This is a genomic window from Pseudomonas helleri, from assembly GCF_045830615.1.
GTDB lineage: Bacteria > Pseudomonadota > Gammaproteobacteria > Pseudomonadales > Pseudomonadaceae > Aquipseudomonas > Aquipseudomonas helleri.
Genome location: NZ_CP174501.1, coordinates 2952973 through 2966407, shown reverse-complemented (window position 1 = coordinate 2966407; position 13435 = coordinate 2952973). Strand labels below are relative to the sequence as shown.

The 13435-nt window shown below is 57.4% G+C and carries 8 protein-coding genes; 2 read left to right on the top strand and 6 right to left on the bottom strand.

Annotated elements, in window-relative coordinates; genetic code table 11:
• Positions 1-20: 20 nt before the first annotated feature.
• Positions 21-1079, bottom strand: coding sequence for a tetratricopeptide repeat protein (locus ACJJU9_RS13160; RefSeq protein ID WP_407728680.1), 1059 nt, complete (start codon positions 1077-1079; stop codon positions 21-23).
• Positions 1080-1365: 286 nt separating this feature from the next.
• Between ACJJU9_RS13160 and ACJJU9_RS13155 the strand changes: the two genes are divergently transcribed.
• Positions 1366-2511: an IS481 family transposase gene (locus ACJJU9_RS13155; RefSeq protein WP_407728679.1), complete on the top strand. Its 1146-nt coding sequence runs from the start codon at positions 1366-1368 to the stop codon at positions 2509-2511.
• A gap of 147 nt (positions 2512-2658) precedes the next feature.
• Here the strand turns inward: ACJJU9_RS13155 and ACJJU9_RS13150 are convergent, their stop codons facing one another.
• From ACJJU9_RS13150 to mexE, 5 genes are all read right to left on the bottom strand, one after another.
• Positions 2659-3489 (bottom strand): IS3 family transposase, encoded by an 831-nt coding sequence (locus tag ACJJU9_RS13150; protein ID WP_407730991.1) that lies wholly within the window; start codon positions 3487-3489, stop codon positions 2659-2661.
• Between the two features lie 8 nt (positions 3490-3497).
• Positions 3498-3806 (bottom strand): transposase, encoded by a 309-nt coding sequence (locus tag ACJJU9_RS13145; RefSeq protein ID WP_076965378.1) that lies wholly within the window; start codon positions 3804-3806, stop codon positions 3498-3500.
• Between the two features lie 488 nt (positions 3807-4294).
• Positions 4295-5704, bottom strand: a complete 1410-nt coding sequence (locus ACJJU9_RS13140; protein ID WP_048373352.1) for an efflux transporter outer membrane subunit — start codon at positions 5702-5704, stop codon at positions 4295-4297.
• Complete coding sequence (locus tag ACJJU9_RS13135; protein WP_407728678.1) at positions 5701-8880, bottom strand: efflux RND transporter permease subunit; 3180 nt, start codon at positions 8878-8880, stop codon at positions 5701-5703. Before ACJJU9_RS13135 ends, ACJJU9_RS13140 begins: the two co-directional genes overlap by 4 nt.
• Before the next feature lie 15 nt (positions 8881-8895).
• Positions 8896-10140 (bottom strand): multidrug efflux RND transporter periplasmic adaptor subunit MexE, encoded by a 1245-nt coding sequence (gene mexE / locus ACJJU9_RS13130; RefSeq protein WP_048389870.1) that lies wholly within the window; start codon positions 10138-10140, stop codon positions 8896-8898.
• A 617-nt stretch (positions 10141-10757) separates the two neighbouring features.
• On the opposite strand from mexE, the gene ACJJU9_RS13125 reads away from it, so the two are divergent.
• Entirely contained in the window at positions 10758-13430 is a 2673-nt protein-coding gene (locus tag ACJJU9_RS13125) for an RHS repeat-associated core domain-containing protein (protein WP_407728677.1), read from the top strand.
• Positions 13431-13435 lie beyond the last annotated feature (5 nt).

Below are 13435 nucleotides of genomic sequence, written 5' to 3'. Positions count from 1 at the left end.
GCAGCTTGCGCGCAGCGCACCTACAACCCTTGTTGCAGCGCTGGATCGTCAGGGTTTAGTTGCTCCAGTTGCGCCAGCAGCACCTGTACATTCTGTAGTTGACCGGCCTCTTTCCAGTAGCGAATCAACAACAGACGCGCCTTGCGATTGGCGGGCTGGCGTTGCAACAACTCTTCCAACTGACGCTGCGCCGGTTCCAGTTGCTCCAGCTCATGCAAGGCAATAGCGAGCTTATAGCGGTACTCGCTGTTGTCTGGCTCCAGTTCAACGGCTTTGGCCAGACCCAACAACGCGTATTCGGTTTGCCCGTGATTGAGCAACCAAATCCCCAGCGCGTGTTGCAGGTACGCGGAGTCGGGGTGGGCTTTAAGCTGATTGGCCAGCAGTTCACGGGCCTGATCGGTTTTGCCGCGTTTATCCAGCAGATCAATCTGCGCCACCACAGCCTTGAGATTCTCCGGATCCAGCGCCAGGAATTTCTCCAGTGCTGCCTGCGCCTCGTCCAGTTGCCCTTCATGCAAATACAAACGTGCGAGCTGGCCTTGGGCCTGCGGGTCGTCGGGTTGTGTCTTGAGCGTACGCTCGTACTCGTCGATGACTTGCTGCAGCGGGCCGAAATACAGACCTTGCTCATCAGGAGACAAGCCCAGCAGCGCGCTGGCGGCGGCAAAGCGAACGCTTTGCTCGGGATCATCCAGCAGCGGGCCAAGCAGCAGCGTGCGCTGAGCATTGGGCACCAGTCCCGAAATACTTTGTATCGCCGCCTTGCGCACCAGCGGTGACGGGTTTTGCAAGTCGGCATCGGCCAGCTTCAGTGCTTGCGGGCTCGGATAGTTAGGCAGCTCGGCATGCAGGCTGGCGCGGCGAATATCGGAAAGATCAGTGCGTGCCAGTTGCTGATACAGCACCCTGGCGGCCCCCGGCTGCCCGTTATGGGCTTGTTCCAGGGCGGACGAATAGCTGTGATTGACCGTGTTTGACGGCGCGGTGCCCGGAGCAGGGCGCATCCAATACCAAAGGCCCACTGCGATCAGAGCAGACAGAAGGCTTACAATCAGGTAACGGCGAGGCTGAGACATGCAAAATCCAGTAACAGTCGTGCGTATGAAGTGCAAGATTGGGACAGTAGAGGGCCTGAGTCAAACCGGGATCCACAAACACGGCCCAAATCCCCTCTGTAGGAGGGGCCGCCCCGTCTACGACTCCGCGCTGTCGCGCAGCAAACAGGCTACCGAGAATCTTCAGCATCCCCCAATAGGTTCCCTCTCCTTCGGGAGTGTATGGACCGGGGACATAGCGAACACAATGTTCGGAGACATCGCGAACACTTTTAATAGGACACATTGACCCCTTAGGAGGTGTGATGTGTCCTGGAAAGAGGTGTCCGCAGTGGATCTTCGTCTCGAATTCGTCGCCTTGGCTTTGGCTGAGGGCGCTAACATCAAAGCATTGTGCGAGCACTTCAATATCGGCCGCACCACTGCTTATAAATGGCTCAAGCGTTTCCAATGTGAGGGTAAAGACGGGCTGATAAATCGGTCCCGTCGACCCCACAGTTCGCCTAATCGAACTGCTCACGAGTCTGAGAAGCAGATACTGGCGCTTAATATCGAGCACACCGGCTGGGGGGCGCGCAAGATCAAGGGATGCCTTGAGCGGCGCGGCAACAACATGCCTGCAGCCAGTACGGTTCATGCCATTCTCAAGCGTAATGAGCGCATCGACCCTCATGCAGGTCTAGTCAAACCATTCATCAGATTTGAACACGAGCAGCCCAATGATCTGTGGCAAATGGACTTTAAAGGCCATGTGCCCATGCGTACGGGTCGCTGCCATCCATTGACACTTCTGGATGACCACTCGCGTTTCTTTTTAACTATCGCCGCCTGTGGCAACGAGCAGCGCAGTACCGTACAGGCCCATTTGATCAATGCGTTTCGCCATTACGGGCTACCTGAGCGCATGACGATGGACAACGGGGCGCCGTGGGGCGACGAGCCTGATGCGTATACAGGGCTGGAAATCTGGATCATGCGTCAGGGCGTAAGGGTGAGCCACTCACGCCCCTACCACCCTCAAACGCAGGGCAAGCTGGAAAGACAGCATCGCAGCATGATCAGGGAGGTTTTTAAGGGCTTGTGTCTGATTGACCTGCCCAGCGCGCAGTTCACGCTGGATGAATGGCGCAAGATCTACAACTACGAGCGCCCGCACGGTGGCATAGGCATGCAGGTACCAGCGTCTCGCTATACGCCCAGCGCACGGGAGTATCAGGAGGTGCTACCTGCCATCGAGTACGGTGCTGAGCTTCATGTGCGAAAGGTGCAGGCTAAAGGTGAGATCTACTGGCAGGGTCAGCCCTGGAGGCTCGGTAAAGGCTTTAAAGGCGAGCGTGTAGGTGTACAAGAGGGTATTGAAGATGGGCAATACGATGTCTTCTGGGGAAGCCATCGTATTGCGCAAATTGACAGAGTGACCGGGGTTGTAATATCAGGGAAAAAGCTTCGTTAACTGTTCGCTATGTCTCCGAACAAAGTGTTCGCTATGTCCCCGGTCCATACAGGGAGAGGGCTAGGGTGAGGGGGGCTCTTAGATCAAGATCAAAAGATCGCGAGCAAGCTGAACTGGTCAAGTAATCCCGGACACCGATTACGGTGTTTATGCCGCTTTTTGCTCCATGGCTATTGGCGACAGGTAGTTGTTGTAGCTGTGGAGCCTGATTCGGTTGTATCGCATGAAGAAGCTAGTTATATCCTGCCTGGCTTCTTCAACTGTCGTGTAGCCCTTATTGGGCACCCACTCTGATTTGAGTGTCCCGAAGAAACGCTCTGTTGGCGCGTTGTCCCAGCACTGCCCTCTGCGGCTCATGCTTTGTGTTATCCCATGCTCCAGCAGCGCGGACTGAAAGAGCTGGCTGGTGTATTGGCAGCCTTGATCCGAATGAAACATCAAGCCTGCATGTTTACCTCGAACCTCCACCGCCATTCTCAGCGCTCTGCTAACCAGGTTGGCGTCATTGATCAGAGAGAACGCCCAGCCAACGATTCGGCGGGCGAACAGATCAATGACTGCTGCCAAGTGATACCAGCGTTTACCAACCATCAGGCTGGTAACGTCGCCGCACCAGACCTGATTGATTGCGGTTGGCTCGAAGTTACGCTTGAGCAGGTTCTTGGCCACAAATGCTTCGACGCCTCTAGAGCGATACTGATGGCGACGGCGCTGTCTGCTGGCCAAATTTGCCTCCGCCATGAGTTTTCCGGCCAGATGCCGCCCCACTTTGATCTGCTGGGCCTTCAAGTGCTGAGAGATCATCCGCGCGCCTGCACTTCCCCGGCTTTCGTCATGCAGTTGCACGACTTTTGCTCTGAGCGCGTCACGCTTGGTATTCGGCGCTGAACGACGCTTAAGCCAGTCATAAAACGCGCTGCGGGAAACGCTCAAAGCACTACAAAGGAGGCGGGTCGGATATGAGGTCGACTCTCTCAGCTCTTCGATCAGGAAAAACGATCGGGATCCGACATCAAGAGAGCCGTAGCTTTTTTTAAGATTTCAGCCTCGGTCTCCAGGCGCTTGACCTTGGCTCGCAGCTGTTGAAGCTCTCGTTGTTCGTCGCTGATTGCCTTGGTACCTGCCACTGGCTGCCCTTTCTGACGCTCTTTGCGAACCTGATCAATCCAGCGGCGCAGAGCGGTAGGCCCAACGTCCATCGATGCACAGACGTCAGGAACTGAGCAGCTATCATCAAGAACCATGCTTGCAGCACGTTGCTTGAACTCGCGGGTGTAGGTCTTTCGCTCTTGCATGGAACCTCCTGATTGGGCGAATCATATCGCCCTTAAGAGGTGTCCGGGAGCATTAGGCCAGTTCAAGCTCGCTCCTACAAGACCTTTAGAATCAATCACTTATTTTATGTTTGATAAGAGTTGCCGCCCCGTCTACGACAGCCGCGCTGTCGCGCAGCAAACAGGACAGCGAGTATCTTCAGCATCCCCCAATCGGTTCCCTCTCCTTCGGGAGAGGGCTAGGGTGAGGGGCCTCTTAGATCAAGATCAACAGATCGCGAGACAAGCTCTCTCCTACAGAGTCTTTAGAATCAAGTACTTATTTTATGTTTGATGAAAGCGAGCTTGTCTCGCGATCTCTTGATGTTGAGGGGCGACAAATCGCAGCCTTCGTTCCTTGTCAGCGACTACAGTCAGGCGCACATGCACAAACAAAAAAAAGCCCCGCGACCGAAAGAGCGCGGGGCTAAAAATTGGTTGGTTGCGGCCAACCAAAGGAGCTCTTTACTTTACTGCACGCTAGCGACGGTCTCGGCTTGCCAGCCACCGCCCAGGGCTTTGTAGATCGCCACTACACCGCGAAACTGATCTACTTCTGCCTGGGCCTGGCTGTCTTCTGCCGCCAGGCGCTCACGCTGGGCGTCCAGCAAGACCAGAAAATCCACCGTGCCTTCGCGGTAGCGAATTGCTGCCAAGTCGGCGGCGGTACGGCTGGCTTCGCTTTGACGAATCAACGAGACCAAGCGCTGCTGACGTTTGCCGTAGTCACTGAACGCGTTCTCAGACTCTTCCAGGGCCAGCAACACTTGCTGCTCGTAGTTGGCCAGCGCGCCATCGGCCTCTGCGTTGGCGCCACGCAAACGTGCCCGCACGCTGCCCAGGTTAAATGCCGGCCAGGTAATGCTCGGGCCCAAAGCCCAGGCATTGGCCGCCGCCGAACCGATCTGCGAACCACGCCCGGCGGTAAAGCCCAGGAAGCCGCTGAGGCTGACACGCGGGAACAAATCCGCCTTGGCCACGCCTATCCGGGCCGTAGCAGCTGCCAGCTTGCGTTCGGCGCTCAAAATGTCCGGGCGACGTTGCAGCAAGTCGCCGGGATTGCCGATGTTCAAGGCCTTGGCGATGGCAGGCAGTTGCGCCGGGCTCAGATCAACGCTGAGGTTTTCAGGGCGCTCACCCAACAGCGTGGCGATACGGTTGCGCTCACGCACTTGCTCGGCCTGCAGTTGCGGCACGCTGGCCTCAACCGCCGCAAGCCGGGCATCGGCGCGCACCACGTCGAGTTCATCGCCGACGCCAGCATCACGCAGGCTGACAGTGATGGCCTTGGAGTCCTGCTGGTTTTTCAGGTTTTCCAGGGCGATATGTTCACGCAATTGTGCGCCGCGCAGTTCGCCGTAAGCGTCAACCAACTCGGCAATCATGGTCACTTGCAACTGATACAGGTCTGCCGCTGCGGCCTGTTCGTCGGCATCGCTGGCCTCCAGTTCGCGCTGGATACGGCCAAACAGGTCGACTTCCCAGGCCATGTCCAGGCCCAAATCGTAGCGCTCACTGTTGACGCGCTTTTCAGTAGTGCCCGGCACTTGCCCCTTGCCCACATCGCTGCTGGCACGGCTGGTGATGGTCGGCATGGTTTCTGTGCTGACGTCATCACGAATGGCGCGGGCTGCCCGCAGACGGGCAAAGGCCACGCGCAACTCACGGTTGCCTGCCAGCGACTGAGCGACCAGTTTGTTCAGGGTCGGGTCGTCGAACTGCTGCCACCAGATCCCTTGAAAATGCGCCCGGTCAAAGCCCTTGAGGTTATCAGCGCTGATCTGTGCAGGCTCGGTGGCCGGGGTTTTGTAGTCCGGGCCAACGGCGCATGCACTCAGGGCCAGCACCAGAAGGCTGGGAAGGAAAACTTTGAGGCTCATTGTTGCGACTCCAACTTGAGGTGCCGCGCCGCTTTGCGCGCTTCACTGCGCTCAACATAGTTGCGGATCAACACATAGAACACAGGCGTCAACAGCAGGCCGAAGAAGGTCACACCGAGCATCCCGGAGAACACTGCAACACCCATCGCATGGCGCATTTCAGCACCTGCACCCGTGGACAGCACCAGCGGCACAACACCCATGATGAAGGCGATGGAGGTCATCAGGATCGGACGCAGACGCAGGCGGCAGGCTTCCAGCACCGCAGCCAGCGGGCTGAGGCCTTCGGCTTGTTTGTCCTTGGCAAATTCGACGATCAGAATCGCGTTTTTACACGCCAGTCCCACCAGTACGATCAAGCCGATCTGGGTAAAGATGTTGTTGTCACCCCCCGAGGCAATCACCCCGGTGATGGCCGACAGCAAGGTCATCGGTACGATCAGGATCACCGCCAGCGGCAGGCTCCAGCTTTCGTATTGAGCCGCCAGTACCAGGAAGGCCAGCAATACGCAGAGCGGGAAGACGAACAGCGCGGTGTTGCCAGACAGAATCTGTTGGTAGGTCAAGTCGGTCCATTCGTACGTCATGCCGTTCGGAAGTTCTTCCTTGAGCAGTTTGTCGATGGCTGCTTCAGCCTGGCCCGAGCTGTAGCCCGGGGCCGCAGCACCGTTGATTTCGGCAGTGATAAAGCCGTTGTAGTGCATCACGCGGTCCGGCCCCGAGGTGTCGCTGACCTTGATGAAGGTCGCCAGCGGGATCATCTCGCCTTTGTTGTTGCGCACTTTCAACTGGCCGATCTGGTCGGGTTCGAGGCGGAACTGTTGCTCGGCCTGAACGTTGACCTGATAGGTACGACCGAAGCGGTTGAAGTCGTTGGCATACAACGAACCCAGATACACCTGCAGGGTGTCGAAGATGTCGCTGACGGCCACGCCATGGGTCTTGGCTTTATCACGATCGATTGCGGCGTCTACTTGCGGCACGTTCACGGTGTAGCTGGTGAACAGGCCGGCCAGTTCTGGCACGTTGTGGCTTTTGGCGATGACGTTCTGTACTTCTTTATAGAGCGCCTCATAGCCCAGACCACCACGGTCTTCGACTTGCAGACGGAAACCGCCAATGGTCCCCAGACCTTGCACAGGCGGCGGCGGGAAGATCGCAATGTAGGCTTCTTCAATGCCACCGAACTTGGCGTTCAGGGTTGCCGCAATGGCCGCAGCCGACTGGCTTGGGTCTTTGCGCTGGTCAAAGTCCTTGAGCGCCACGAACACGATGCCGCTGTTGGGGCTATTGGTGAAACCGTTGATCGACAGACCCGGGAAGGCGATGGAGTTGGCAACGCCCGGTTCCTTGAGGGCAAAGTCGGACATACGCTTGATCACATCTTCGGTACGGTCAAGGCTCGCCGCATCCGGCAGTTGAGCGAAGGCCACCAGGTACTGCTTGTCTTGCCCCGGCACGAAACCGGTCGGCGTGTGGGCGAAGCCAAAGAAGGTCAGCACCATCAGGCCTGCGTACACCAGCAAGGCAATACCGCTGCTGCGGATAACCCGGGCGACAGTGCCGACATAGCCGTGGCTTGCACGTTCAAAGAACCGGTTGAACGGGCGGAACAACCAGCCACCGAAGAGCTTGTCCAGAACCCGCGTGAAACGGTCTTTGGGCGCGTGATGGCCTTTAAGCAACACTGCTGCCAGTGCTGGCGACAGGGTCAGCGAGTTGAAGGCCGAGATGACCGTCGAGATCGCAATGGTCAGCGCGAACTGTTTATAGAACTGCCCGGTCAGCCCGGAGATGAACGCAGCCGGAATAAACACGGCGCACAGTACCAGCGCTGTGGCGATGATCGGGCCGGTCACTTCGCGCATGGCGCGCTTGGTGGCTTCTACCGGTTCGAGCCCAAGCTCGATGTTTCGCTCGACGTTTTCCACCACCACAATCGCATCGTCGACCACGATACCGATGGCCAGTACCAAACCGAACAGCGACAGGGCGTTTAGCGAGAAGCCGAACATGTGCATGACCGCAAAGGTACCGATCAACGACACCGGCACCGCCGCCAACGGAATGATCGAGGCGCGCCAGGTCTGCAGGAACAGGATCACCACCAGCACCACGAGAATCAGCGCTTCGAACAGGGTATGAATCACCGCCTCGATAGAACCACGAACGAAGATCGTCGGGTCATACACGATGCTGTAGTCCATGCCCTGCGGGAAGCTCTTCTTCAACTCGTCCATCTTCGCGCGAACTTCGTTCGAGATATCGATGGCGTTCGAGCCAGGACGCTGGAAAATTGGGATCGCGACTGCGGGCTGGTTATTGAGCAAGGAGCGCAAGGCGTACTGGCTTGAGCCCAATTCAACCCGGGCAATGTCCTTCAAACGAGTGATTTCACCGTCATCGCCTGCGCGAATGATGATGTTCTCAAACTCTTCCTCGGTCACCAGACGGCCTTGGGTGTTCACCGACAGCTGGAAGCTGGTGGCGTTCGGGGCAGGGGGCGCGCCCAGTGCACCGGCTGCTACCTGGCGATTCTGTTCGCGAATGGCGTTGACCACGTCAGTGGCGGTCAAATTGCGCGAAGCGGTTTTGTTCGGATCAAGCCACACACGCAACGAGTAATCGCCCATGCCGAACAACTGCACGTCACCCACACCGCCCAGACGGGCCAGCTCATCCTTGATGTTGAGGATCACGTAGTTGGACAGGTAGAGCATGTCGTAGCGCTGATCCGGTGAGGTCAAGTGCACCACCATGGTCAGGTCGGGCGATGCTTTGTCTACCGTAATACCGATGCGCGTCACTTCCTCGGGCAACTTGGGCTCGGTGCGGGTTACGCGGTTTTGCACCTGCACCTGCGCGTTGTCCAGGTCAGTGCCCAGGGCGAAGGTAATGGTCAGCGTGAGTTTGCCGTCAGCGGTGGATTGCGAAGACATGTACAACATGTGTTCAACACCGGTGATGGCCTGCTCCAATGGCGCTGCCACGGTTTCACCGATCACTTTAGGGTTGGCACCCGGGAAGTTGGCGCGCACCACCACCGTTGGCGGTACGACCTCCGGGTATTCGCTGATCGGTAACTGGAACAGCGAAATGCCGCCCGCAATCAAAATCAACAGCGAAAGTACGGCAGCGAAAATCGGCCGTTGAATGAAGAACTGGGAAAAATTCATCGAAGTTGTCGTCCCTTAACCGCGAGGAGTCGCAACGCTGGCCAGCTTCGCCGCAGGGGTTGCGGGCGTTGCAGGTAACAGGTTGCTGGCTTCCAGGGCGTGTCGTTGTTGCGCCAGTGCGGCGAGGGTTTGTTCATTGGCCATCGGGATGACTTCAGGGGTCACCGGCGAGCCAGGACGAACCCGTTGCAGGCCCTTGACGATGATGGTGTCGTCTTTGTTCAGGCCGCTGCGGACAATGCGCAGGCCTTCGATTTTTGGCCCCAGGTCAATGGCCCGGTAGGCGGTGTTGTTATTGCCGTCCATCACCAATACAAACTTCTTGCCCAGGTCGGTGCCGACCGCTTCGTCATTGATCAGCACGGCTTCGTAGGTGCCGCTACCGACCAGTTTGAGGCGCGCATACAGGCCCGGGGTGAAGCTGCCATCAGTGTTGTCGAACACCGCGCGACCGCGAATGGTGCCGGTTTTAGGGTTGACCTGGTTGTCGACGAAGTTCATCTGACCCAAGTGCGGGTTGCCCTCTTCGTTGGACAGCCCAAGATAAACCGGCGTGGTCTGGCCACGCTTGCCATCGCGTGCCAACTGGTTGTACTTGAGGAACACACGCTCATCAGCATCGAAGTAGGCATACACCTTGTCGGTCGACACCACACTGGTCAGCGGCGTGACATCCGCTGTGACGATGTTGCCGGCGGTGATGTCGGCACGGCTGACACGGCCAGTGATCGGCGAGGTGACGCGGGTAAAGCTCAGGTTGAGTTTGGCCAGATCCAGTTGCGCCTGGATAGCAGCGACGGCAGCCCGCGCAGCTTGGGAGGCGGTGCTGCGCGAGTCAGCCAATTCAGCGGAAATCGCGTTGCTCTGACGCAGACGCTCGCCGCGCTGGGCTTCGTTTTCACTGCGGGTGGCATTGGCGCGAGCTTGCTGGAGTTCTGCTTCAAGTTGACGGACAGCCGCCTGGAAAGGGCGCGGGTCGATCTGGAACAACAGATCGCCTTTTTTGACCAGGGCACCTTCAGTAAAGGCGACCTGATCAATTTGGCCCGACACACGCGGGCGGATTTCAACGGTTTCGGGTGCTTCGAGGCGACCGGTGAACTCGTCCCACTCGTTCACGGGTTGCTCTAGCACTTTGGCCACACTGACTTTTGCAGCAGGTGCAGGAGCAGTCGCTTGTGGAGTTTTACCGCATGCACTCATCACCACGATCGCCAGGGCCGCGAGTGGGAAGCGCAAATGTTTCAGTGACTGTTCCATGAGGGGGAGTCCGCCAATCTATTGAGATGGGCGGGATAATGCTGTCGCGCGCGCCGGGGCACGAATCGAACCCAGCGAAGGTTAATATCATTCAGAATGATACAAAGCTTATCCAAGCCCTCTAGCCTGCGCGTTTTATGAGTGAGCTATCAATTAAATTCGTATTTGAACAAGGTGAAAGTCCGTTGCATGACCGGAATGAGGATTGCTCGCTGTAGGCCAGCAGGGCTCTAACACGGTGCATTTGGCCGTTGCTCAGTAGCCAATAACACCGTAATCATTTGGACACATAAAGCTGCCTGTACGACCACCTTGGCACATGACCTGATCACTACGCTTTTTGAATCATTGTGTAAAACAGGTCGTTTCTTATGTCTTCGTTACATCAGCACACACCGTCATTGACAGCCTTTGATCCCAGAGGTTTAACCCTGCGCGCGGTGGCTTATCACCGTGCCCGAGCCCAGGATGAGCCCCAAGCGCGCGTGCATAGACAAACGTTCAGCGCCGGCGGCCAGTTGCAACAGCAGTGGGATGCGCGTCTGCACCGCCTGCATAAGACAGACCCTGCGGTGCAAGCCAATCAGCGCCTTCGGCACAGTTTGAGCGGGCGCGTCTTGCGCAGCCACAGCATCGATGCCGGGTGGCGTATTGCATTGAGCGGTATTGCGGGTCAGTTGTTATCGGTCTGGGATGCACGTGGCTCACTGCAGCGTTATGAATTTGACTCTGTTCTCAGGCCGGTTGCCGTGTATGAACAGGCCGACGATGACACGCGCGAGCGTTGCACCGAGCGGTTGGAGTACGCCGCGATGAACCCCCAACATTCAGCGCGCAATCAATGTGGCCGACTGATTCGTCACGATGATCCTGCCGGTAGCGTGTTGTACGAGCAATACGCGTTATCGGGAGCCATTGCCCAACAAGGCCGCCTGTTTTTACGGGCAGAGGAGACCCTTGACTGGTCTGCGCAGCTCGATGTGCGCAAGGCGCAACTGGAGACTGAGTGTCATACCAGTGCGTGGCGCTACGATGCGTTGGGTGGTCTTGTGGAGCAAACGGATGCCAAGGGTAATTGCCAGCAATTGTTATACGGGCCTGAGGGCGAGCTTACCGGGGCCTCATTGGTGTTCAGCAGCGGCACGCGCAAGCGGTTGTTCGACTTGCGCACCTATAACGCACAGGGCCAGGTTGGGTCAGAGCGTGCGGGCAACAATGTGCAGACCCTAGCCACCTACAGGCCCCACGATGGGCGTTTGCTAAGGCTGACAGCGCGCAAGCCGGGGAGTACCCAGGTCATTTTGCAAGATCTGACCTACACCTATGACCGCGTCGGTAATGTGCTCAGTATCCGTGATGCGGCGCAACCCACGACGTGGGCCAGCAATACGAAAATCGACGCCACCGCCAGCTTTGAATACGACACGTTATACCAGTTGATCAAGGCGACAGGTCGCGAAAATGCGCAACATGCGAGCGGTCCGGCGTTACCGGCCCTGGTGCAGTTTGGTTCAACCGATAGCAGCCTGATGCGTAACTACACCCGCCACTATCAGTACAACGAGGGCGGCAATCTTGTGCAGATGCAGCACGTGCCGTCCAGCGGCCAGGGGTACACCCAGCGCATCAACACCGCCGCGCACAGTAATCACGGCGTACTCAATGGTTTCGATTCGCACGCTGATCCGCTCAAGGGTTTTGATAAAAACGGCAACCAGCAATTGCTCATGCGCGGCCAGGCCATGAGCTGGAATGCGCGCAACCAACTGCAGCGGGTCACGCAAGTGGTTCGTGAGCAGGGGAGCAGTGACGACGAAACCTATGGCTATGATGGTGCAGGCCTGCGGGTATTCAAGAGGCGCTCAAGCCTGGCTAAAAACCGCCAGCACGTTGAGCAAGTGCGCTATTTGCCAGGCCTTGAGTTGCACAGTAATGACGCCACAGGCGAGTCGTTCAATGTGCTGTCGATTGAGGCCGGATTCGCACGCGTCAGGGCGTTGGTGTGGGAACACCAACGCCCTGCGGAGGTTGCAGACGAGCAACTGCGTTTCAGCCTTGTGGACGCGACAGCCAGCAGTACCCTCGAACTCGACGAGCAGGCGGCCTTGCTGAGCCAGGAAGGCTATTACCCGTTTGGCGGTACAGCCTGGTGGGCTGCCAAAAGTCAGGTCGAGGCCAGGTTCAAGACGGTGCGTTACTCGGGTAAAGAACGTGATGCAACCGGGCTTTACTATTACGGCTACCGGTATTACGCACCCTGGCTGATGCGCTGGATCAGTGCTGACCCCGCAGGCGATGTAGACAGCCTTAACCTGTATGCAATGGTTGGCAATAACCCTGTCACCCTCACTGACGCTATGGGGCTGGCACCCAACCAAACGCTTGTTCGTTCTATAGCAAGAATAATAATTACAGGCGCACTGGCTCTTGTCGGGTATGCCTTGGGCTGGGCAGCAGGCTATCCACGAGAGGGCGCGATGACCGGCGCGGCGGCGGGTGTTGGTCTGGGTTTAATGAGTTGGCGCACGAGTGTCGCAGCAGAACAATTGCAATCCATGGGTTCAGGGGAGGAGGGATACGCTCAGTTGGTCGCCCATGTCATTCTGGAAACTTCAAAGCGCAGGGGATTGAGCAGAGAAGAAACAAACAGGCTGGTTAATTTCATCTATAGCCATCGTCAGGGATATCAAGGAGAAGGGCTTGCCATTGTTTTCAGCCCTGCGGCCAACGAAAACATCTATGCCTACACTGGGCCTGCTCGGGCAGGTCAACAGCTAAAGTTGATAAGTAGCACGCGTGAGCCCACGCCAAGGGAAATCAGACAGTTGGGCTTCAGGAGTATTCAGCTTCGAGATTCGCAGCGTGAAAGCACTTCAGAGACACCAGCATCTCGCCCCTCATCCGCTCAGGGCAGTGTCAGCCAGTTTGAAACTCAAGCGGCTACTCATCTGGCCAGAAAAAAACTGGGTAATAGACAGCAGCCAGCGCCCTCCGGTGAAAGCACTTCGCAAGCGGGCGCAGCGTCTGAGCCCCGCTTCATTATTGACGAGTCACAGATAACGCATTTAATGGAGGGCGCTGCAGGACGAAGCATTGGTATTACCCTGGGTCATTTGCAAGAGGGGCGTTTTGCAGCGGTTAACTGGCATCGTCATGCTGACAGACTGTGGTCTGCAGATTTACATGGTCATCCGGGATCAACCAGGCGAGGCGCTGTACGGCTGATGCTTGAGCACACAGGTGGCCGTACTTACCGGGCAGTCGGTGTCCGCGATCCCCATCGGCGCTAATGAAC